Source organism: Mesorhizobium sp. M2A.F.Ca.ET.043.05.1.1, assembly GCF_003952445.1.
Classification (GTDB): Bacteria; Pseudomonadota; Alphaproteobacteria; order Rhizobiales; family Rhizobiaceae; genus Mesorhizobium.
This window is the reverse complement of the sequence record NZ_CP034446.1, coordinates 5,075,853-5,095,991: the sequence shown is the minus strand read 5'-3', so window position 1 is coordinate 5,095,991 and position 20,139 is coordinate 5,075,853. Positions and strand designations below refer to the sequence as shown.

The window sequence follows — 20,139 nt, the reverse complement described above, 5'->3', positions numbered from 1 at the left end:
TATGGCGAAACTTCGTCGCGCCGGCCGATCGCTATCCCGAAACCGGGTGCGATCAGGTCCGCCAGTGCCGCCCCGCCGTGTTGACGCCGAACAGCGACGGCGTCCTGGCATAGGCGGCAAGCCCAAGCAGCGCCGCCAGCGGATGGGTGATGACATAGACCGGCATTTCGCGCATCAGCGCGCTGTGCGGCGCCTTGTCCTCGAAGGCGGCGCGGAAATTGCCGGCTTTCAGCGCCGGCACGATCTTCTGCGCGATGCCGCCGGTCAGGAACACGCCGCCCCGGCCCATGAACACCAGCGCCAGGTCGCCCGCGGTGCGGCCGAGGCAGGTGACGAACAGTTCCAGCGCCTCCTCGGCCACCGGATCGGATTTCGCAAGCGCCGCCGCGGTAATCTCGGCCGGCGTGGTGAAGGGCGCCGTCCGGGCATCGGCCTTGGCCACGGCGCGATAGACATTGACCAGCCCGCGGCCGCACAGGATCTGCTCGCCGGAGATGCGGCCTTCGAGCTTGTCGATATGCGGGAACACCTGGAAGTCGCGCGGCGTGCGCGGGCCGATATCCATATGCCCGCCCTCGCCCGGCACCGGGATCCAGTGGTCGAGCGCGTAGATCAGCCCGGCAACGCCCAGCCCGGTGCCGGGGCCGAGCACGACGCGGCTCGCATTGGGTTCCGGCGCGCCGCCGCCGATCTTTTCCATATGCTCCTCGCCGAGCGCCACGACGGCCAGCGCCTGCGCCTCGAAATCGTTGAGCACGACCACCTCGCTCAGGCCCAGATTGGCGATCATCTGCCGGGGTTTCACGACCCAGGGGCAGTTGGTGAGCGGAATCTCGTCGCCGTCGACCGGCCCGGCGATTGCCAGCACCGCCGAGTTCGGCTGGATGGACGAGCGGTCGAGCACCGCCGCCTGGATCGCGTCGTCGATGGTCTTGAAATTCGCCGTCTGGACGATATGGGGCTCGGTCGCCTCGGAATTCGCGTCGAGCACGATCGAGAAGCGCGCATTGGTGCCGCCAATGTCGCCGATCAGGACCGGAAACCGCAGTCCCTTCTCGTCTTCGCCTGCCATGCTCGTGATCGTCCTCGTTGCGGCGCGGCTGCGCCATTTCAATCGATTGACTAGCGCATGACCCCGGAAAGGGGAAGCCCGCTTCGGCGTCAGTTCCCCGGTCTAGGTCGCGGCAGCGGAATGCCGATCTTCGGCGTCGGCGCGAAAGCGCTCGCCTGGGCCGGGAGCGCGCCGCTGGAGATCGTCTCCGTCGGCTCGGTCGGCTGCGGTTCGGCAACGGCCACGGCGGCGGCGCTGCCGCCCTGATAGGTCACGGCCGCCAGCGACGGCGCATCCGTCGCGGCGAGCACCGCCTGGCACTCCTTCGGCAGATTGGCCATCGTCATCAGGTCGCGCGCCTTCGGCGCATCGGGGTTCTTGTTGGGCCGCCATGGCTCCTCGGTGAACCACCAGGCCAGCGGCTTGCCGCAGCCGTCATCAGCGGGCGTCGCCTCCTGCCCCTTGCAACCGGGCGAGCCCGGCTGGCATCCGATGCGCATATGTAAGTGATAGTCGTGACCCCAGAACGGCCGGATCTTGCGCAGCCAGGAACGGTCGCCGGTGACGGTGTCGCAAAGCTCCTTCTTGATGCCGGGATTGACCAGGATGCGCTCGACTTCCGGATAGCTCGCGGCGCGCTTGAGCAGCCTTGTGTGCGCCGGGGTCCACAGCGCGTCCTTCACCAGATGCGTCTTCTCGTCGACCATCAGCGTGGCGCTCATCGATTCGCGCTGGGCGATGGTCAGCGGCCGCTTCGGCATCGGCGTCAGCCAGATGTCGGCGTCGAGCCCGATCTGGTGCGAGGCATGGCCGGTCATCATCGGTCCGCCGCGCGGCTGCGAGACGTCGCCGACCAGAAGCCCCGGCCAGCCATCGGCTACCGCGTCGCGCGACAGCTTTTCGATCAGCGCGATCATGGCCGGGTGGCCCCAGCGGCGGTTGCGCGAGGGGCGCATCACTTCCCAGGTCGGCCCATCCATGGGCAAGGCGACGCCGCCGGCGAAGCAGCCTTTGGAGTAGAAGCCGAAGGATTGCGCGGGCACCACCGCCGGCAGTTTCTTGGCGCCGAACAGGTCCTTGGCGCGCGGTTCGGCCGAAATCGCGGCCGCCGCCAGCGCGGCCAAGGTCACCAGCGCCAGCGCGGCGGTCAGGAACGGCTTCCTGTCGGGCAGCGATCGCAAATTCATCAGGCCGGATCCCTCTCCAGTCAATCCGTTTGCGACACGGTCAGGAACGAATCATACCACGCCCAGCGTCCCGCATCGATCTTCAGCGCCTCATCGGGCTGCGCGGCGCTCCGTCCCGCCAGTTGCCCTCGGCCCACATCCGCTCCAGCGCCACCCGGTAGTTCGGGAACCGGAAGCGAAAGCCGGCCGCCTTGATCGCCTTGTTGGCAACACGCTTGTTCTCGCCATAGAAAGACCGCGCCATGGGCGAAAGTTGGGCGGTCTCGAAGGGAATTTCCGGCGGCGGCTCGACGCCCATCAGCCCGGCGGCGTAGGCCACGACATCCTGCGGCGGCGCCGGCTCGTCGTCGGTGACATTGAAGATGCCGCCGAGATTGCCGCCGGCGAGATGCCAGAGCGCGCCGGCGATGTCGTCGCAATGGATGCGGTTGAACACCTGCCCCGGCTTGACCAGCCGCCGCGCCGTACCCTCCTCGAGATTGGCCAGCGCGTTGCGGCCGGGCCCGTAGATTCCGGAAAGCCGCAGCACCGCCACCGGCTTGCCGATCTCGCGGCCAAGCTTCAGCCACTCCTCCTCGGCCGCGACCCGCATCACCGAGCGCTTCGATACGGGGCGGCAGGCGCTGGTCTCGTCCACCCAGGCGCCGCCATGATCACCATAGACGCCGACGGTGGAGAGATAGGCGATCCATTCCAGCGCCGGCATTTTTTCCCGCAGCGCATCGCCGACGACGTTCAGCACCGGGTCGCCGGCATCGTCGGGAGCGACCGAGACGATGAGATGCGTCGTTTTGACGAGTGCGTCGCCGAGCTCGGGCGACAGCGCGCCGTCGAATTGCAGCGGCTCGATACCGGCCGATCGCAGCGCCTCGAACTTTTCCGGCGCCCGGGTCGTGCCGAGGACCGGCGCATGTTGGGCGTTGGCCCGCGCGAATGCCTGGCCGGAATAGCCGGCGCCGAAGATGAAGAAGCGTCTTTCGCTCATCGATCAACCTCTGCGGATGCCAAGCCCGCCAGCCATTCCTCTCGAACCGCCGCATCGATTTCGGTCCTCGAAGCCGTGGCGGCAAGCTCGCCAAATTCGCGACCAGAGAGCAATCGCGACATGGCCCAGATTGCCGCACCCCGTACCAGCGGCGAGGCCTCGTCGAGCAGGCCACGCACGCCAGGTACAAGCGAAGCGTCGCTCGAATTGCCGGCGGCGATCAGCACGTTGCGCACAAAACGGTCGCGGCCGATGCGCTTGATCGGCGAGCCCGAGAAGAAGGCGCGGAACGCTGCGTCGTCGAGCGCGAGCAGGTCCGAGAGCTTCGGCTCGCGCAGATCGTTGCGCGCGGCAAGCTTCGCCTCCGAGGCCGCACTGGCGAACTTGTTCCACGGGCAGGCGGCTAGGCAGTCGTCGCAGCCATAGATGCGGTTGCCGATCTTTTCGCGGAATTCACGCGGGATCGGCCCCTTGTTCTCGATGGTCAGGTACGAGATGCAGCGCCGCGCATCGAGCCGGTAGGGCGCCGGAAACGCATCGGTCGGGCAGGCGTCGAGGCAGGCGCGGCAGGAGCCGCAATGGTCGATCTCGGCCTGGTCCGGCTCAAGCTCGGCCGTGGTGAAGATCGTGCCGAGGAACAGCCAGGAGCCATGCGCGCGGCTGACCAGATTGGTGTGCTTGCCCTGCCAGCCGAGCCCGGCGGCCTCCGCCAACGGCTTTTCCATCACCGGCGCCGTGTCGACGAACACCTTCACGTCGCCGCCCGCCCTGGCCACGATCTTGCCGGCGATCTCCTTCAGCCGGCCCTTCATCACGTCGTGATAGTCGCGGTTTTGCGCATAGACCGAGATCGCGCCGCGGTCGGGTTTTTGGAGGATATCGCGCGGGTCGCGGTCGGGGCCGTAATTCATCGCCAGCACGATGATCGAGCGCACCTCCGGCCACAGCGTCGAGGGCTCGGCGCGGCGTTGAAGCGTCTCGGCGATCCAGTCCATCGAGCCGTGGAACCCGTCGGCTACGAATTCGGCCAAACGTGCGGGCGCCAGCGGGATCGCGTCCGGCCGGGTCACGGCGACCGCCTCGAAGCCGGCGCGGCGCGCCTCCGCGTCGATCAGCGCGCGTAAGGTTTCAGAAGTCGAGGTCCGCATAATGCGATACCGGCGACAGGCCGCGCACCCGGTCGGAGAGCAGCGGCCGGAACGATGGCCGCGATTTCACCCGCGTGTACCATTCGCGCGCGGCGCTGTGTTCGCGCCAGTCGATCTCGCCGAGATAATCGAGCACCGACAGCGTAGCCGCCGCCGCGAGGTCGGCATAGGTCACCTTGTTGCCGGCCAGCCAATGGCGCGTGCCGGCCAGCCAATTGGTGTATTTCATGTGCTGGCGGATATTGGCGCGCGCCGCCCGGATCGCCGCCGAATCGGGCGAGCCGCCGCCGGCGGTTTCCGGCATCACCGGCTTCAGCACGCGCTCGCGCACCAGGTGGCGGGTGACCTCACTTTCGGCCTTCGCCAGATACCAGTCGGTCAGCCGGCGGATTTCGGCGCGCTGCATCGGGTCCTCGGCGAACAGCCTTTTGTCGCGTTTCAAGACGCCGCGCGTCTCGTCGAGATATTCGGCGATCACCATGGCGCCGACGATCGGCACATCGCCTTCGGCGAGCAGGATCGGCAGCGTGCCGGCCGGGTTCAGTGCCAGGAACTCCTTGCGCCGCGTCCACGGCTTTTCCTCGATCAGCGCCAGCTCCTCGCCATACTCGCCAAAGGCGAGGCGCACGAACCGGCAGGTGGCGAACATGGGATGATGGAAAAGCGTCAGCATGGTTCCGCGATGATAGGGCGCACTGGCGAATCGATACCTGCACCGGTAAGTCTTGGCGGCCCGTCATGCGGCCGTCACGGTGTTGCGACCTATAGGGGGACTTCCGCGCCGTGACAAGCAAGCCGTTGTCCCAGCTATCCCCGAAATCCTGAGGTTGCCATGGAAAGCCAGACCATCGTCGAAGCGCTGCTGCTTGGGCTTTTAGAGGGCCTGACCGAGTTCATCCCGGTGTCCTCGACCGGCCACATCCTGCTTGCCGGCCATTTCCTCGGCTTCCACTCCACCGGCAAGGCCTTCGAGATTCTGATCCAGCTCGGCGCCATCCTGGCCATTTTGAGTGTCTATTTCGGCAAGCTCTGGCAGATGCTGATCAAGCTGCCCAGCGACCCGCAGACCAGGCATTTCGTCATCGGCATCCTCATTGCCTTCCTGCCGGCGGCGGTCATCGGCGCGCTGGCGCATGATTTCATCAAAAACTATCTGTTCGAATCGCCAAAACTGATCTGCAGCATGCTGATCATCGGCGGCGTGGTGCTGCTCGTCGTCGACCGCATCAATTTCAAGCCGGTGCATCATGACGTCGAGCGCTTCCCGTTGAGCGTCTATCTCAAGATCGGCCTGTTCCAGTGCCTGTCGCTGATCCCGGGCACGTCGCGTTCCGGCTCGACCATCGTCGGCGCGCTGCTGATGGGGGTCGACAAGCGCGCGGCGGCGGAATTCTCCTTCTTCCTCGCCATGCCCACCATGGTCGGCGCCTTCGCCTTCGACCTCTTCAAGAACCGCAACGTGCTGACTTCGGCCGACCTGCCGATCATTTCCGTCGGCTTCATCGCCGCCTTCGTCGCCGCGCTGATCGTCGTGCGCTTCCTGCTCGATTACGTCTCGAAGAACGGCTACGCGCTGTTCGGCTGGTGGCGGCTTGCGGTCGGGATAGCGGGGCTGGCGGCGCTGATGGTTTGGGGGTGAGGCTTGCCCTCCGGGGGATGGCAGCCACAAACGCCGCTCTCCCTCACCCGGCCTCCGCTTCGCTCGGCTGACCTCTCCCCGGGGGGAGAGGAGACTGTCGGCGTCGGCGCCAACCTCTTCTCCCCACCGGGGAGAAGCGCAACCATTAGCTTAGGCGGCGTGGTTTGCGGGTGGAGCTTTGCTCCACGGAGTGCCGCGTTCGACGACGGCGTTGGCGAAGATGAGGAGCTTTCTGACACAGGCGATGATGGCTTTCCTGTGGGCCTTGCCGTTGTTCGTAAGGCGGCCGTAGAGAGCGACCAGGGCGGTGTTCCAGCGCTGGGAAGCGGGCAATGCAGCATTGAAGAGCGCTCGGCGGACACGACTGCGACCGCCGGCGATATGGCGCTCGCCGGTACGTTCGCCCGAGTCGTCGTCGTAAGGAGCGACGCCAACCAAGGCAGAGATTTGCTCACGACTGACCTTGCCGAGTTCGGGCAAGAGGATGACGAGGGTGAGCGCGGTGCGTATGCCGATGCCATCAACGCTGGCGATCAGCTCGAGCCGCCGAGCGAGATCATCGTGTTTGCACACGACGACCTGCAGGAGCAGCAGTTCGGCCTCGCGGCGCCGCTGCAGACGCTGAACGTCACGCTTGAGTTGGTTGAGAATCCGCTTGGTGGTGAAGTGCTCGCGCCGCGTCTTGAGGTGAGCGATATCGTACTCCAGTTGCTCGATGAAGAGCAGATGCTCAGCGAACGCGGCCAGCCTGGTGTCTGGCGGTTCATGCAGGTCGCCGAGATTGGCAGCGCACTCGGCGATGAGGGCGGCGTCGATACGATCGTTCTTGGCACGACGCAGCTTGTAGATGGCAAAGGCATGCACTTGACGCGGCTGCAGGAGAGCGACCTCGAAGCCCTGCTCGCGCAAATATTCCACGACGGCTCGTTCGTAACCCCCGGAGGCTTCGATGCCGATGCGTTTGATCTTACGCGCGCTCAGCCAAGCAACCAACTCTTGATGTCCGTCTCTGGCATTGGCTACGCGCAACCTGTCGCTCGTCGGATAGGTTGCGACATCAAGCGACTTCTTGCTGGTGTCGATTCCGGCGGTTCTTGTGCTAGTCTCATTCATCTTCGTCGTTCCCTGCCTTGCATACGAACCAGGTTGTTCCAGCAACCATCCGGGCCACGATGAAGAGCCGATCGCGATCTTGCTTCTCCTTAACCCCACGGGTTCGGGTGGCTGGCGATCCGACGATCGGCGCCAACGGCCGGGTGGCCACCCGGCCGTTGGCGTCCCTTACGGGACGACCACTTCATACAACATCGCTTATGCAAGGTGGCCGCGAAGCGGCCGGATGAGGGGGCCAGCGCTGCCATATGCGATTGTCTACCCACTGTAGCGGGGGTAAGCCCTTCAATTCCTTCCATAAAACGCGTTCTCGACATGCACCGGCCAACGCCAGGGCAGAACCGCCACCATGTCGAAACGCAGCGAAAGCCGCCCGTAATCCGGCTGGCGCGACAGCCACAGATCCGCCGCGCCCTCGATGCGGCGCTCCGATTCATGGCCGATCGCTTCCATCGCCTCGATCAGCGTGCGGCGTGCCTTGACCTCGACGAACAGCACGAGATCGCCGCGCCGCGCGATCAGGTCGATCTCGCCGAGCCTGGTGCGGTGGCGGCGGGCGAGGATGCGATAGCCTTTCAGCATCAGCGCCAGCGCCGCCAGCCACTCGCCGCGATGGCCGCGCCGGTAGGCCTTGCGTCGATGGCCGACCGTGCGCTCAGCCATTTCTTTGCTTGACCATGATCTTATCCAAAGACCGGCTTCCACATTTTGGGATCATGGTCCGTCCTTGAGCTCCAAGAGCCGCCGGTAAAGCGCCTGTTTCTGGCCGCCGGTCATCTTCGCCGCTTCCGATGCCGCCTTCGAAGCCGGCATTTCGGCCGCCAGCGACAACAGCAGCCGGTCGATATCCGCCGGCTGGTCTTCCGCCGCCTCAGGCGGGCCGACGCAGACGACGATCTCGCCCTTCGGCGTGTCGGCGGCGGCATAGTGGCCGGCCAGCTCGGCCAGCGTGCCGGTGCGCATCTCCTCGAAGGCCTTGGTCAGCTCGCGCCCGATCGCGGCTTTGCGCGCGCCCCCCAGTGCCTCGACCATGGCGGCAAGCGTCTCGGCCAGCCGTCTGGGCGATTCGAAGAAGATCAGCGTTGCCGGCACCGCCTTGAAGGTTTCGAGCTTGGCCAGCCGCTGCCCTGCCTTCACGGGCAGGAAGCCGACGAACAGGAAAGCGTCGGAGGGCAGGCCGGAAGCGGTCAGCGCGGCGAGCGCAGCGGAAGGTCCCGGGATCGGCACCACGCGGATGCCGCGCTCCAGCGCCTCGCCGACCAGCCGGTAGCCGGGATCCGAAACCAGCGGCGTGCCGGCGTCGGAGATCAGCGCCACGCTTTGCCCGGCCGCCAGCGCCTCGATCAGTTTCGGCCCGGCCTCCTGCGCATTGTGCTCGTGATAGGCGGTGGTGCGGCGGCGGATGCCGTAGCGTTCGAGCAGCACGCGCGAGACGCGCGTGTCCTCGCAGGCGACGATGTCGGCAGCGGCCAGCGTCTCCAGCGCGCGCAGCGTGATATCAGCCAGATTGCCGATCGGCGTCGCCACCAGATAGAGCGCCGGCGCGAGCGGCCGCGCCGCGATCTCAGTCTGTCCGATCAGGTAGCTGCTTCTGTCGCCGGTCACCGATTGCCCCTCATAACCGGCCTTGTTTGGCATGGCTGGCGCCTCGTTGCAAAACGTGAGGTCGGGTTAAGGAAATCGCCATGCCTTTGCCACAGTGCGGAACGAAACCCACAGCGGCGAATTTAACCCCTGATTCCCCGGGAGGAGGCAGGACCGAACGATGCCCAATCGCTTCGACATCTTCATCAGCCGACTTGAAAGCAAGACCGCCCGCGAGGGCATCCCTCCACACCCCATCGCCGCCCAGAGCGGCGTCCGCCGCGACAAGGCCGATGCGAAGCCTGCCCGCCCCGATGACGCGCATGGCGAGAAGCACCGCGGCAAGCACCGCCAGAAGCACGACGCTTAGAGCGTCGCATGTGAGCGCTGACGACCCTCGCCTCGTCATTCCAGGGCGAAGCAAGGAGCGAAGCGACGCGCGCAGACCCTGGAATCCATGCCGTTACATCGAAGCGCCACCAACGGTGCAGAATTCTGTACCGCAGCACTCTTCGCATAGGTCACGGCATGGATTCTCGGGTCAAGCCCGAGAATGACGAACGCGCGGGGAGCGTCACAGCCCTCAGAGATAGCGCGGCACCCTCGCCTCCAGCAACCGCACAAGTTCGGGATCCATGAACTCGTAGTCGTCCGGGATATCGAGGCAGATCACCCTGGCACCCTTCAGACTCGACCGGAACTTCTTCTGCAGCTTGGCGCGGTGCGCCTTTTCCATCACGAAGATGATGTCGGCCCAGGCCACCAGCTCATGCGTCAGCGGGTTGTCGGCATCATGGTTGGTGCCGGCCGATGCGACTTCGATGTCTCGGCGCTTGGAAAACACCTGCTCGGCGGTCGGGCTGCGCAACCGGCTCTGGCTGCAGACAAAGAGGACGTTCTTCAAGGAGGTTACCGCGCCAGATCCGCCACCACCGCATCCAGCACGATCATCCCTGCCGTCGTGGCGCGCAGCCTTGCATTGCCGACCGGCGCCACCAGTCCTTCCTCCTGCAGCACCGAAAGCCTTGCGATCGACAGGCCGCGACCCGAGAGCGCCTCATAGCGCTGCAGGTCGATGCCTTCGGCGAGCCGCAAGCCCATCAGCAGGAACTCGTCGGCCTCTTCCGCGCGGGTCAGGATCTCGCCGCCGGTGACGCCATGGCCCTTGGCCTCGACAAGGTTGAGCCAGGTCTCCGGCATCCTTTCCGCTATCGTCACCGTGCGGCGGCCACTCTCGACGAAGCGGCCATGCGCGCCCGGGCCGACGCCGACATATTCGCCATAGCGCCAATAGGTGAGGTTGTGCCGGCTTTCGGCGCCCGGCCGGGCGTGGTTGGAAATCTCATAGGCCGGCAGCCCATGCGTCGCCGTCACCTCCTGCGTCAGCGCATAGAGATCGGCGGCATGGTCGTTGTCAGGCAGCGTGAATTTCTTCGCCGCGTAAAGCGCGTGGAAGGGCGTGCCCTCCTCGATGGTCAGCTGGTAGAGCGACAGATGGTCGACCGCGTAGCCGATCGCCTGCTCCAGCTCCGCGCCCCACGCCTCCGGCGTCTGACCGGGCCGGGCATAGATCAGGTCGAAGGAGAGACGGGGAAATATGTCCCGCGCCAGCGCGATGGCGTGCAGTGCCTCCTCGACATTGTGCAGCCGGCCGAGGAAGCGCAGGTCCTTGTCGTTCAGCGCCTGCACGCCGAGCGAGACGCGGTTGACGCCCGCGGCGCGATAGCCGCGAAAGCGCTCGGCCTCGACCGAGGACGGGTTGGCCTCCAGCGTCACCTCGATGCCGGCCGGCACCGACCAGTTCCTCGCCACCGCCTCCAGCACCGCGCCCACCGTTTCCGGCTTCATCAGCGACGGCGTGCCGCCGCCGAGGAAGATGCTGGTCACCTCGCGCGGCCCTGTGCGGGCGCGCATGGTTTTGAGCTCCGTCTCGAAGGCGCGGGCGAAGCGCTCCTGGTCGACCGGCTGGTGGCGGACATGGCTGTTGAAGTCGCAATAGGGGCACTTGGCCGCGCAGAACGGCCAGTGGATATAGACGCCGAAGCCGGGGCTGCGGTCGAGCGGTATGGTCACTGCGCTCATGCGGGTCCTGATCGCGCCAGATCCAATCTGGCCAAATCCAATCGCGCTTCGGCGAATTTCTGGAAGGCGCGGGCGCGGTGCGAAAGCGCCGTCGCCTGGCCGGGCTTCCAGCCATGTTTTTCCTCGGCGCTCATCTCGCCAAAAGTCTTGTCGAAGCCATTGGGCAGAAACACCGGATCGTAGCCGAAGCCGAGCGCGCCGCGCGGCGGCCATATCAGCGTGCCCTCGGCCTCGCCGCGATAATATTCGGCCTCGCCGTCCGGGAAGGCGAGGCAGATGACTGCGACAAACCGGCCGGTGCGCTGCGCGGGTTCCGTCGCGCCGGCGTTTTGCAGCGCCGTTTCCGTCTTCTGCATGGCCATGCCGAAATCGCGTGACCCGTCCGGCTTTTCAGCCCAATTGGCGGTATAGACGCCCGGCGCGCCGTCGAGCGCGTCGGCGCATAGACCGGAATCGTCCGACAGCGCGGGCAGGCCGGTCGCCTTGGCGGCGGCGAACGCCTTGATATAGGCGTTCTCTTCGAAGGTCGTGCCGGTCTCGTCCGGCTCGGGCAGGCCGTATTCCTTGGCCGATTTCGCCTCGAAGCCGAACGGCGCCATCAGATCGGCAAATTCGCGCAGCTTGCCGGCATTGTGGCTGGCGACGACGATCTTCTTTCCGTTGAGGGAATGAAATGGTTGGGAATGCATCAGAAACCCCAGATCCTTGGCTCGGCGAACTCGATCGAATTGCCCGAAGGGTCGCGGATATAGATCGAGTGTCCGCCCTGCGGCCATTCGAAATCGCTTTCGATGGCGATGTTGTTCGCGGCGAGACGCTTGCGCCATGCGGCGATTTCGTCGGCGGTAGCCGCAAAGCAGAGATGCCCCTCGCCGGCCGTGCCATGCGGCGGCACTTTCAGCCGGGCGTCGGGCGCCGGCGGTATCTTCGTCGCCTCCGCGTTGAACAGAAGCAGCACGCCGTCGCCGCAGCGAAAGAAGACGTGGCGGCCCTCGACCTTGCCCAGCGCTTCGAGGCCGATGATGTCGCGGTAGAAGGCTTCGGCCGCGTGCAGGTCCGTGACGTAGAGGGCGGATTCGAGGATTGCGGAGGGTATCACGAGGCCCCCCTCTCTGCCCTGCCGGGCATCTCCCCCTCAAGGGGGGAGATTGGCAGCTTTGTCGTAGGCACCCATTCTGCAACGCCGGTGATTGGCGAAAGCCGCGGCGAAATCCAATCTCCCCCCTTGAGGGGGAGATGGCCGGCAGGCCAGAGAGGGGGGCCTAGGCTCGGCATTTCAAAACTACGCCACCGCCATCTGCTGAAGGCTCACCAGCCGCGAAATGCCTTTCTTGGCCAGTCCCATCAGCGCCGCGAACTGCTCCTCGGAGAAAGGCTCGCCCTCGGCCGTGCCCTGGATCTCGACGATGCCGCCCTTGCCGGTCATGACGAAATTGGCGTCGGTGCCGGCCGAGGAATCCTCGAGGTAATCGAGGTCGATGACCGGCTGGCCGTCATGGATGCCGCAGGAGATCGCCGCGACATGGTCCTTCAGCACCTTGGCGACGCTGACCATCTGGCGCGCTTCCATCCAGCGCAGGCAATCGTAAAGCGCCACCCAGCCGCCGGTGATCGAGGCGGTGCGGGTGCCGCCATCGGCCTGGATCACGTCGCAGTCGACGGTGATCTGCTGTTCGCCCAGCGCCTGCAGGTCGACCACGGCGCGCAAGCTCCGGCCGATCAGCCGCTGGATCTCCAGCGTGCGGCCGCCCTGCTTGCCGGCAGAGGCCTCGCGCCGCATGCGCTCACCGGTCGAGCGCGGCAGCATGCCGTATTCGGCCGTCACCCAGCCCTTGCCGGAATTGCGCATCCAGGCCGGCACTTTTTCCTCAAGGCTCGCGGTGCACAGTACATGCGTGTCGCCGAACTTCACCAGGCACGAGCCTTCGGCATGCTTGGACACGCCGCGCTCGAAGGAGATGGCGCGCATTTCGTCGGCTTGGCGTTTGGAGGGGCGCATCGAGGCTCTTTCTGTTCTTTCCCGGATTCGTTGGCGGCTTGTAGACGCATGCAGTCTCTCGCGCAAAGGAAAAGGGGCGCGAGCCAGGGCGGGTTGCGCGGGCCGACCGGGAGTCTATATCTTTCCGGTAGGAGGTTTCTCGCCGGAATGAACAGACCAGTCGATCCGACGTCGCAGTCACCCGGGCTTCAGTCGCCGGTGCTTCAGTCACTCGACATGCGCTCGCGCGATATTTTCCGGCGGATTGTCGATTCCTATCTGCGCGACGGCGAGCCGGTCGGTTCGCGCAGCCTGTCGCGCATCCTGCCCTCCTCGCTGTCGCCGGCCACCATCCGCAACGTGATGAGCGACCTCGAGCATCTGGGGCTGATCTACGCGCCGCATGTTTCCGCCGGCCGCCTGCCGACCCAGACCGGCCTGCGCTTCTTCGTCGACGCCTTCATGGAGCTCGGCGACCTTTCCGACGATGAGCGCCGCATCATCGAGGCGCAGGTGCGCGCCTCCGGTTCGGGCGCGACGCTGGAGCATATGCTGACCGAGGCCAGCCAAATGCTGTCCGGCATGTCGCGGGGCGCAGGCCTCGTGCTCGCCTCCAAGAACGAGGTAGCGCTGAAGCACATCGAATTCATCCAGCTCGAGCCCGCCAAGGCGCTGGCCGTGCTGGTGTCGCAGAACGGCGATGTCGAGAACCGCGTCGTCGACCTGCCCGCCGGCACCACCGTGTCGCAACTGCACGAGGCGTCCAATTTCCTTAACGCCCATATCCGGGGCCGCACGCTTGCCGAGGCGCGCGCCGAGATCGCCCGCATCAAGGACGAAACCAAATCCGCCCTCGACACGCTGTCGCAGGATCTGGTCGAGAAGGGCCTGGCAGTCTGGGCCGGCGCCGAAAGCGGCCTGCCGGCGCGTCTCATCGTGCGCGGCCGCGCCAACCTTTTGGAAAATGTCACCGCCCAGGCCGATCTCGAACTGCTGCGCCATCTGTTCGAGGATCTGGAGACGCAGGACGGGCTGCTCCAGCTGCTCGACCTCGCCGAGGAAGGGCCGGGCGTGCGCATCTTCATCGGTTCGGAGAACAAGCTGTTTTCGCTGTCCGGCTCGTCGCTGGTCGTCGCGCCCTATCGCGACAAGGACGCCCGCGTCATCGGCGCGCTTGGCGTCATCGGGCCGACGCGGCTGAATTACGCCCGCATCGTGCCGATGGTCGATTATACCGCACAACTGATTTCGCGCATGCTGCGTTAGGTGTATCGATATTCAGGTGATGTCGGCCTGACCGGAATCTCGACATACCTAAAGTCGCTGCGGAGGGAAAAATGGCTCTGGAATCAATCAAGGCCCAGATCGACCTCCTGCTTCAGGAAATGATCAACCAGCCCGAGGACGACCACGAGATCCAGGAGCAGCTGCGCGAGAAATTGCGGGAACTCCGCGCCATGGGCCTGCCCTTGCCGGCCGATCTCGTCGAGCTGGAAAAGCGCCTCGACGACGACCTGGATGCCGAGGAGACCTAAGCTCCGGCGCTCCGTCAAATCCGCGTGCGCAAGCTTCTCTTTTCGGTCGTTTGCCCAATATGTCCTGCTCGGAGCGCCTGACCGAGCGAGGCGTATTGGCAGACGACGGAGGACAGCATGATACGGATCGCCAGCCTTGCGGGCATTGCCTTGATTCTCGCCAGCGGTGCCTTTGCGCAGCGGGCCCCCTTGCTCAGCGGCGAAAAGGCCTTCGGCGACTGGAAAGCCGATCGTCCGGGCGTGCGCCGGCTGCTGAAGCCGCAAGATCAGCCGAAACCCGATGTGACGGAGTCCGCCGCCAATGGCGGCGGGGTCACAGATCGCCCGGAGGGCGCGAAGCCACAGCTTCCGCCGGGCTTTTCCGCCGAGCTGGTCGCATCGGGTATCGACAGTCCACGCGTGGTCCGCGTGGCGCCGAACGGCGACCTGTTCGTCGCCGACAGCCGGGCAAACCAGGTCCGCGTCTATCGCCTGGCCAAGGGCAGCGCGAAGGCCGCCGAGACGTCGATCTTCGCCAAGGGCCTGACGCGACCCTACGGCATCGCCTTCTATCCGCCGGGCGACAAGCCGCAATGGGTCTATGTGGCCAACAGCAACAGCGTCGTGCGCTTCCCCTATCGCGACGGCGACCTCGAAGCGTCCGGCGAGCCGGAGACCATCGTCGCGAAAATCCCCGCCAGCCATCATTGGACGCGCGACATCGCCTTCGCGCCCGACGGCAAGACGCTCTATCTGTCGGTCGGCTCCGGCTCCAACATCGCCGAGGATATGGGGGCGAAGCCGAAGGGCGGTGTCGAGGCGTGGGCGAAATCGCAGCCGCTGGGCGAGGCCTGGGGCCCGGAACAGGGCCGCGCCGATGTGCTCGCCTTCGACCCCGACGGCCGCAACCGCCGCACCGTCGCCACCGGCCTGCGCAACTGCTCCGGCATGACCGTGCAGCCGGCGACCGGCGCGCTCTGGTGCGTCGTCAACGAGCGCGACGAGCTTGGCGACAATGTCCCTTTCGAGTATGCGACCGCCGTGAAGGAAGGCGCCTTCTACGGCTGGCCCTGGTATTATATCGGCAGCAATGAGGACCCGCGCCACGAGGGCGCGCGCCCCGATCTCGCCGGCAAGGTCACGATGCCGGACGTGCTGATCCAGGCGCATTCGGCGCCGCTCAACATCGCCTTCTACGATGGCGGCAACTTCCCCGCCGACTATAAAGGCGACGCCTTCGTCACCCTGCACGGCTCGTGGAACCGCAATGTCCGCACCGGCTACAAGGTGGTGCGGCTACGGTTCAAGGACGGCAAGCCGACCGGCGAATATGAGGACTTCGCCACCGGCTTCGTCATATCCGACGACGCGGTCTGGGGCCGCCCGGTCGGCGTCGCCGTGGCCAAGGACGGTGCGCTGATCCTCACCGAGGACGGCAACGGCACTATCTGGCGTGTGACGTATGGTGGGTAGCTTCTCGGCAGAGGGTTTTGGAGGGCTGCCGCTTGTTGCGGGCAAATTTTACCTCCCATTTTGCGATCGCGCAGACGCTGGCGATTGGCGTAAGCCTTCCCAACTTCGTCATTCCAGGGCGGAGCAAGGAGCGAAGCGACGCGCGCAGACCCTGGAATCCATGCCGTTACCTCGGCCGTGGAATGCAGCGGAGCAGAATTCTGCACCGTTGCGGCGCGTCGAAGTCACGGAATGGATCCTCGGCTCTGCGCGCGTCGCTTCGCTCCTTGCTCCGCCCGTGGATGACGACCGCGATAGGCGTCTCGGCCAATCGCCAAAGCATGCCACCTCACCAACGCAGACATAGTCGACCGGTCAAAATTCTTCTTGCTGCGGAAACCAGCTCCTGATGCCGCTGGCGCAACAAATCCCGTCGCGAGGGAATTACCAGTGACCGGGCGCCATGATAAAAACCCGCCCCTCATCGAGCTTTCGGGAAATTATACGCCAGGTGCCAAAACCATGACACTCACCGGATTCCTCGCTTACAGCGCAGCCCTCGGCGTCGCCGCCGCCATTCCAGGTCCCGGCGTCACGGCGCTGGTCGCCCGCGCGCTCGGCTCCGGCTTCCGCTCCTCGCTTGCCATGTCGTTCGGCCTGATGCTCGGCGATCTAACCTATCTCACCGCCGTGGTGCTTGGGCTGGCCTTCGTCGCCCAGACCTTCGGCATGGTCTTCCTCGCCATCAAATGGGCCGGCGTCGCCTATCTCGCCTTCCTTGCCTGGCGCTTCTGGACCAGCGGTATCACGCCCGAGACCGTCGAGGCGCGCAAGGCCCGGGGCGGGCTGCTGTCGAGCTTCATCGCCGGGCTGACGGTGACGCTCGGTAATCCCAAGACGATGATCTTCTATCTCGCCATCACGCCGACCATCGTCGACCTGAAGACGATCACGCTCGCCGACTACGCCATCCTCGCGGCACTCACCGTGGCGGTGCTGTTCGTGGTGCTGGTGCCCTACTTGGCGCTGGCCGCCAAGGCGCGCTGGTTCCTGAAATCGCCGCGCGCGCTGAAGGTGCTGAACCGCACCGCCGCCGGCTTCATGATGGGCGCGGCGGCCGCCATCGCGGCCCGACAATAGGCTCCGGATGTCAGCCGCTCCCGGATTTCAGCCAAACCATTCCTGAAACCCACTGCAGCGGAAAATGCATTTCCGCTGCGGCGCGCTTTTCAGCAACCGCCCCACTCGGATATTTTAGGTGGCCGGCCTATCTTGCGCGGCTGAAAGCCCTATTCTGTTTTGCCTATGCCATTGCCCTGGGAGCGAACCAAATGAACAAGCCCGTCACCTCCGCGCGCGTGCCCGGCCGCGGCCGCGTCTTCAATTCGATCACGGAGACGATTGGCGACACGCCGCTGGTCAGGCTGGACAAGTTCGCCAAGGAGAAGGGCATCGTGGCGAACCTGATGGCCAAGCTCGAATTCTTCAACCCCATCGCCTCCGTCAAGGACCGCATCGGCGTCGCCATGATCGAGGCGCTGGAGGAAGCCGGCAAGATTGCGCCCGGCAAGACCACGCTGATCGAGCCGACCTCCGGCAACACCGGCATCGCGCTCGCCTTCGCCGCCGCCGCCAAGGGCTACAAGCTGATCCTCACCATGCCGGAGACTATGTCGGTCGAGCGCCGCAAGATGCTGGCGCTGCTCGGCGCCGAGCTGGTGCTGACCGAGGGGCCGAAGGGCATGAAGGGCGCCATCGCCAAGGCCGACGAGCTCGCCGCCACGCTGCCCAACGCCATCATCCCGCAGCAATTCGAGAATCCCGCCAATCCCGAAATCCATCGCCGCACCACGGCCGAGGAAATCTGGAACGACACCAATGGCGAGGTCGATATCTTCGTCGCCGGCATCGGCACCGGCGGCACCATCACCGGCGTCGGCCAGGTGCTGAAGAAGCGAAAGCCCTCCGTGCATATCGTGGCGGTCGAGCCGGAGGCCTCCCCGGTTCTGTCCGGCGGCCAGCCCGGCCCGCACAAGATCCAGGGCATCGGCGCGGGCTTTGCGCCGAAGATCCTCGACACGTCCGTCTATGACGAGATCGTCAGGGTGTCGAACGAGGATTCGGTCGCCAATGCACGCCTGGTCGCGCGCCTCGAAGGCGTGCCGGTCGGCATCTCGTCGGGCGCGGCACTCCAGGCGGCCATCGTCGTCGGCTCGCGGCCGGAGAACAAGGGCAAGAACCTCGTCGTCGTCATCCCCTCCTTCGCCGAGCGCTATCTCTCGACCATCCTGTTCGACGGCCTGGGGGCTTAGGCGCGCACATACCTAGGAAGTGGCTTCGGCTTGGGATTGGCTGAAGCCTCCCAACCTCGTCATCCACGGGCGGAGCAAGGAGCGAAGCGACGCGCGCAGAGCCGAGGATCCATTCCGTGACTTCGACGCGCCGCAACGGTGCAGAATTCTGCTCCGTTTGCATCCTGCGGCCGAGGTAACGGCATGGATTCCAGGGTCTGCGCGCGTCGCTTCGCTCCTTGTTCCGCCCTGGAATGACGAGACTGGGACGCCCCCAGCGGGCCAGACGACAAACGGCAACCGGGCTCTACTTCCCCACAAGCTTCGCCTTCTCGCCCTGCAGGAAGCGGCGCAGCGCCGGGTCGCGCTCGAGGCCGATCGCCTGGTCGTAGGCCTGCGCCGCCTGCTTCGTATTGCCAAGCCTGGCCAGCAGCCCGGCGCGCGCGGCCCAATAGGGCTGGTAGTCCTGCAGCCGCTTGTCCTCGCCCAGCACATAGAGCGCCGCCAGCCCGGCTGTTGCACCCTCGGTTTCGGCGATGGCCACCGCGCGGTTGATCGCCACCACCGGTGAGCCGGCGACGGAAAGCAGCGCGTCGTAAAGCTGGCGGATGGCCGCCCAGTCCGTGCCGCTGCCGCGCCGGCGCGCCGTGTGGGCGGACTGCACCGCGGCCTCGAGCTGGTAGCGGCCGATGATGCCCCTTTGCGCGGCGCCCGCCAGCAAGGCCTCCGCCTCGTCGATCAGGCTGTCGTCCCAGAGCGCGATATCCTGTTCGGCCAAAGGCACGAAGTCTCCATCCGGGCCGCGCCGTGCCGAGCGGCGCGCCTCGGCGAACAGCATCAGCGCCAGCAGTCCCAGCGCCTCCGGCTCGTCCGGCATTAGCGAGGCGACCAGCCGTCCAAGCCAGATGCCTTCGCCGGCGAGGTTGCGCCGGCGGCTGTCGGTGCCGGTCGGATCCGACCAGCCTTCGGCGAAGGTGGCGTAGATCGCCTCCAGCACGGCGCCGAGCCGCTCGCCGAGCTCCGCCTGTTCCGGCACGCGGAACGGGATCCCGGTCTCGCGGATGCGCGCCTTGGCCCGCACCAGCCGCTGCCCCATCGTCGCCGGCGAGACCAGGAAGGCCGAGGCGATGGTCGCGGCGTCGAAGCCGAGGATCGTCTGCAGGATCAGCGGCGCGCGCACGCTGGCTTCGATCGCCGGATGGGCGCAGGCGAACATCAGCCGCAACCGGTCGTCGGGCAGCTCCTCGCCGCTCATGCGCGCCTCCATCTCCTCGGCGATCAGCTGCAGATGATCGCGCGCCGCCTCGCCGGTCAGCCGCCGCCGCACGGCGTCGACGTCGCGCCGGCGCGCCACCGCGAGCAGCCAGGCTTCCGGCTGCTCCGGCACGCCGGTCCGCGGCCAGCGCTCCAGCGCGGCGGCGAAGGCATCGGCCAGCGCGTCCTCGGCTCCGGCGACGTCGCGCGTGCGCGCCGCCAGCCAGGCGACCAGCTTGCCGTAGCTGCGCCGGGCGGCCGCTTCCGCCGCCGCCCGCGCGATCTCCGAGCGATCATCCATCGCGGGTCACTCCGCGGCGGCGACGTACTCCGCCATTTCCCAGATCGGCCGCACCTCGACCGTGCCGGTGGAGGACGCGGGACAGCGCGCGCCCCACTCGATGGCCGTGTCGATGTCGGCCGCCTCGATCATGTAGAAGCCTGCCAATTGCTCCTTGGTGTCGGCATAGGGGCCGTCGAGCACATTGGTCTTGCCTCCGGCGAGCCGCACCGAGGTGGCCGCCTGGGTCGGGCGCAGCCGCTCGCCGGCGATATACGCCCCGGATTTCTTCAGCGCCTCGGTATAGGCGCCATAGGCCGCGAGCACCTGGTGGGTCTGCTCCTTTGGAGCATTCGCCATCGCAGCTTCGTCATTGTAGATCAAAAGCATGTATCGCATGGTCTTCTCCCGTTTCTTGAAGGCCGCGTCGTTGCGTGCCGACCTATGTCGTGCGGCATAGACCGATTTCGACAGGCGCCGGAAAAATCTTTCGTCCCCAAAGCAGCAGAGCGCAAGCCGGCGCTTTTTCGCCGCCACTCAACCGTTCGTCCTGATCATGATCCCAAAGGTGGACCCGCGTT

General features: G+C 66.0%; 22 protein-coding genes. 7 read left to right on the top strand and 15 right to left on the bottom strand.

The features are described 5' to 3' along the window. Positions 1-52: 52 nt before the first annotated feature. The 5 genes from EJ069_RS24630 to EJ069_RS24610 all read right to left on the bottom strand — a co-directional run bounded on the left by EJ069_RS24630 (position 53) and on the right by EJ069_RS24610 (position 5,044). Entirely contained in the window at positions 53-1,072 is a 1,020-nt protein-coding gene (locus EJ069_RS24630; protein WP_126063523.1) for a glucokinase, read from the bottom strand. Positions 1,073-1,161: 89 nt separating this feature from the next. Further along, positions 1,162-2,238 (bottom strand): penicillin-insensitive murein endopeptidase, encoded by a 1,077-nt coding sequence (mepA, locus tag EJ069_RS24625; RefSeq protein WP_126063522.1) that lies wholly within the window; start codon positions 2,236-2,238, stop codon positions 1,162-1,164. 82 nt (positions 2,239-2,320) lie between these two features. Beyond that, a complete protein-coding gene (locus EJ069_RS24620; RefSeq protein ID WP_126063521.1) occupies positions 2,321-3,223 on the bottom strand; it encodes an SDR family oxidoreductase in 903 nt (300 codons plus the stop codon). Then, complete coding sequence (queG, locus tag EJ069_RS24615) at positions 3,220-4,371, bottom strand: tRNA epoxyqueuosine(34) reductase QueG (RefSeq protein WP_126063520.1); 1,152 nt, start codon at positions 4,369-4,371, stop codon at positions 3,220-3,222. Before queG ends, EJ069_RS24620 begins: the two co-directional genes overlap by 4 nt. Then, the gene (locus EJ069_RS24610; RefSeq protein WP_042645260.1) at positions 4,352-5,044 is read right to left on the bottom strand and encodes a glutathione S-transferase family protein; all 693 of its coding nucleotides are present in this window, start codon (positions 5,042-5,044) and stop codon (positions 4,352-4,354) included. Before EJ069_RS24610 ends, queG begins: the two co-directional genes overlap by 20 nt. Positions 5,045-5,203: 159 nt before the next feature. On the opposite strand from EJ069_RS24610, the gene EJ069_RS24605 reads away from it, so the two are divergent. After that, positions 5,204-6,010, top strand: coding sequence for an undecaprenyl-diphosphate phosphatase (locus tag EJ069_RS24605; RefSeq protein WP_126063519.1), 807 nt, complete (start codon positions 5,204-5,206; stop codon positions 6,008-6,010). A gap of 150 nt (positions 6,011-6,160) precedes the next feature. On the opposite strand, the gene EJ069_RS24600 is transcribed toward EJ069_RS24605, so the two are convergent. From EJ069_RS24600 to rsmI, 3 genes are all read right to left on the bottom strand, one after another. After that, positions 6,161-7,123 carry an IS110 family transposase gene (locus EJ069_RS24600; protein ID WP_126060767.1) on the bottom strand — a complete coding sequence of 321 codons (963 nt, stop codon included), beginning with the start codon at positions 7,121-7,123 and terminating at the stop codon, positions 6,161-6,163. A 285-nt stretch (positions 7,124-7,408) separates the two neighbouring features. Next, positions 7,409-7,786 carry a YraN family protein gene (locus EJ069_RS24595; protein WP_126063518.1) on the bottom strand — a complete coding sequence of 126 codons (378 nt, stop codon included), beginning with the start codon at positions 7,784-7,786 and terminating at the stop codon, positions 7,409-7,411. Positions 7,787-7,837: 51 nt separating this feature from the next. After that, a complete protein-coding gene (gene rsmI, locus EJ069_RS24590; RefSeq protein WP_126063517.1) occupies positions 7,838-8,761 on the bottom strand; it encodes a 16S rRNA (cytidine(1402)-2'-O)-methyltransferase in 924 nt (307 codons plus the stop codon). Between the two features lie 127 nt (positions 8,762-8,888). Between rsmI and EJ069_RS24585 the strand changes: the two genes are divergently transcribed. Then, entirely contained in the window at positions 8,889-9,077 is a 189-nt protein-coding gene (locus EJ069_RS24585) for a hypothetical protein (protein ID WP_126063516.1), read from the top strand. Between the two features lie 213 nt (positions 9,078-9,290). On the opposite strand, the gene EJ069_RS24580 is transcribed toward EJ069_RS24585, so the two are convergent. The 5 genes from EJ069_RS24580 to rph all read right to left on the bottom strand — a co-directional run bounded on the left by EJ069_RS24580 (position 9,291) and on the right by rph (position 12,788). After that, complete coding sequence (locus tag EJ069_RS24580; RefSeq protein ID WP_126063515.1) at positions 9,291-9,611, bottom strand: low molecular weight protein tyrosine phosphatase family protein; 321 nt, start codon at positions 9,609-9,611, stop codon at positions 9,291-9,293. Positions 9,612-9,616: 5 nt separating this feature from the next. Beyond that, a complete protein-coding gene (gene hemW, locus EJ069_RS24575) occupies positions 9,617-10,789 on the bottom strand; it encodes a radical SAM family heme chaperone HemW (RefSeq protein WP_189475972.1) in 1,173 nt (390 codons plus the stop codon). Next, the gene (rdgB, locus tag EJ069_RS24570; protein ID WP_126063514.1) at positions 10,786-11,478 is read right to left on the bottom strand and encodes an RdgB/HAM1 family non-canonical purine NTP pyrophosphatase; all 693 of its coding nucleotides are present in this window, start codon (positions 11,476-11,478) and stop codon (positions 10,786-10,788) included. Before rdgB ends, hemW begins: the two co-directional genes overlap by 4 nt. Then, a complete protein-coding gene (locus EJ069_RS24565; protein WP_126063513.1) occupies positions 11,478-11,888 on the bottom strand; it encodes a VOC family protein in 411 nt (136 codons plus the stop codon). Before EJ069_RS24565 ends, rdgB begins: the two co-directional genes overlap by 1 nt. Positions 11,889-12,071: 183 nt before the next feature. Next, positions 12,072-12,788 (bottom strand): ribonuclease PH, encoded by a 717-nt coding sequence (gene rph / locus EJ069_RS24555; RefSeq protein WP_027169620.1) that lies wholly within the window; start codon positions 12,786-12,788, stop codon positions 12,072-12,074. A 147-nt stretch (positions 12,789-12,935) separates the two neighbouring features. Here rph and hrcA point away from each other — a divergent pair, with 147 nt between their 5' ends. From hrcA to cysK, 5 genes are all read left to right on the top strand, one after another. Continuing rightward, positions 12,936-14,033, top strand: a complete 1,098-nt coding sequence (gene hrcA, locus EJ069_RS24550) for a heat-inducible transcriptional repressor HrcA (protein WP_126063511.1) — start codon at positions 12,936-12,938, stop codon at positions 14,031-14,033. A gap of 71 nt (positions 14,034-14,104) precedes the next feature. Then, complete coding sequence (locus EJ069_RS24545) at positions 14,105-14,302, top strand: hypothetical protein (RefSeq protein WP_126063510.1); 198 nt, start codon at positions 14,105-14,107, stop codon at positions 14,300-14,302. Positions 14,303-14,419: 117 nt separating this feature from the next. Further along, positions 14,420-15,754 carry a sorbosone dehydrogenase family protein gene (locus tag EJ069_RS24540; protein ID WP_126063509.1) on the top strand — a complete coding sequence of 445 codons (1,335 nt, stop codon included), beginning with the start codon at positions 14,420-14,422 and terminating at the stop codon, positions 15,752-15,754. A gap of 501 nt (positions 15,755-16,255) precedes the next feature. Continuing rightward, positions 16,256-16,873 carry a LysE family translocator gene (locus EJ069_RS24535; protein ID WP_126063508.1) on the top strand — a complete coding sequence of 206 codons (618 nt, stop codon included), beginning with the start codon at positions 16,256-16,258 and terminating at the stop codon, positions 16,871-16,873. 191 nt (positions 16,874-17,064) lie between these two features. Continuing rightward, complete coding sequence (gene cysK / locus EJ069_RS24530) at positions 17,065-18,045, top strand: cysteine synthase A (protein ID WP_126063507.1); 981 nt, start codon at positions 17,065-17,067, stop codon at positions 18,043-18,045. Between the two features lie 286 nt (positions 18,046-18,331). Here the strand turns inward: cysK and EJ069_RS24525 are convergent, their stop codons facing one another. Both EJ069_RS24525 and EJ069_RS24520 read right to left on the bottom strand, forming a co-directional pair. Beyond that, a complete protein-coding gene (locus tag EJ069_RS24525) occupies positions 18,332-19,579 on the bottom strand; it encodes an RNA polymerase sigma factor (protein WP_126063506.1) in 1,248 nt (415 codons plus the stop codon). 6 nt (positions 19,580-19,585) lie between these two features. Next, positions 19,586-19,957 (bottom strand): YciI family protein, encoded by a 372-nt coding sequence (locus EJ069_RS24520; protein WP_126063505.1) that lies wholly within the window; start codon positions 19,955-19,957, stop codon positions 19,586-19,588. Positions 19,958-20,139: the final 182 nt, after the last annotated feature.

Excerpts from the sequence above, each read along its gene's own strand:
- EJ069_RS24585 (WP_126063516.1), top strand. The coding sequence starts at position 8,889 with ATGCCCAATCGCTTCGACATCTTCATCAGCCGACTTGAAAGCAAGACC.
- rph (WP_027169620.1), bottom strand. The coding sequence starts at position 12,788 with ATGCGCCCCTCCAAACGCCAAGCCGACGAAATGCGCGCCATCTCCTTC.
- EJ069_RS24520 (WP_126063505.1), bottom strand. The coding sequence starts at position 19,957 with ATGCGATACATGCTTTTGATCTACAATGACGAAGCTGCGATGGCGAAT.
- EJ069_RS24540 (WP_126063509.1), top strand. The coding sequence starts at position 14,420 with ATGATACGGATCGCCAGCCTTGCGGGCATTGCCTTGATTCTCGCCAGC.
- EJ069_RS24610 (WP_042645260.1), bottom strand. The coding sequence starts at position 5,044 with ATGCTGACGCTTTTCCATCATCCCATGTTCGCCACCTGCCGGTTCGTG.
- EJ069_RS24600 (WP_126060767.1), bottom strand. The coding sequence starts at position 7,123 with ATGAATGAGACTAGCACAAGAACCGCCGGAATCGACACCAGCAAGAAG.
- EJ069_RS24595 (WP_126063518.1), bottom strand. The coding sequence starts at position 7,786 with ATGGCTGAGCGCACGGTCGGCCATCGACGCAAGGCCTACCGGCGCGGC.
- mepA (WP_126063522.1), bottom strand. The coding sequence starts at position 2,238 with ATGAATTTGCGATCGCTGCCCGACAGGAAGCCGTTCCTGACCGCCGCG.
- cysK (WP_126063507.1), top strand. The coding sequence starts at position 17,065 with ATGAACAAGCCCGTCACCTCCGCGCGCGTGCCCGGCCGCGGCCGCGTC.
- hrcA (WP_126063511.1), top strand. The coding sequence starts at position 12,936 with ATGAACAGACCAGTCGATCCGACGTCGCAGTCACCCGGGCTTCAGTCG.
- EJ069_RS24620 (WP_126063521.1), bottom strand. The coding sequence starts at position 3,223 with ATGAGCGAAAGACGCTTCTTCATCTTCGGCGCCGGCTATTCCGGCCAG.
- EJ069_RS24605 (WP_126063519.1), top strand. The coding sequence starts at position 5,204 with ATGGAAAGCCAGACCATCGTCGAAGCGCTGCTGCTTGGGCTTTTAGAG.
- rsmI (WP_126063517.1), bottom strand. The coding sequence starts at position 8,761 with ATGCCAAACAAGGCCGGTTATGAGGGGCAATCGGTGACCGGCGACAGA.
- EJ069_RS24545 (WP_126063510.1), top strand. The coding sequence starts at position 14,105 with ATGGCTCTGGAATCAATCAAGGCCCAGATCGACCTCCTGCTTCAGGAA.
- queG (WP_126063520.1), bottom strand. The coding sequence starts at position 4,371 with ATGCGGACCTCGACTTCTGAAACCTTACGCGCGCTGATCGACGCGGAG.
- rdgB (WP_126063514.1), bottom strand. The coding sequence starts at position 11,478 with ATGCATTCCCAACCATTTCATTCCCTCAACGGAAAGAAGATCGTCGTC.
- hemW (WP_189475972.1), bottom strand. The coding sequence starts at position 10,789 with ATGAGCGCAGTGACCATACCGCTCGACCGCAGCCCCGGCTTCGGCGTC.
- EJ069_RS24535 (WP_126063508.1), top strand. The coding sequence starts at position 16,256 with ATGACACTCACCGGATTCCTCGCTTACAGCGCAGCCCTCGGCGTCGCC.
- EJ069_RS24525 (WP_126063506.1), bottom strand. The coding sequence starts at position 19,579 with ATGGATGATCGCTCGGAGATCGCGCGGGCGGCGGCGGAAGCGGCCGCC.
- EJ069_RS24630 (WP_126063523.1), bottom strand. The coding sequence starts at position 1,072 with ATGGCAGGCGAAGACGAGAAGGGACTGCGGTTTCCGGTCCTGATCGGC.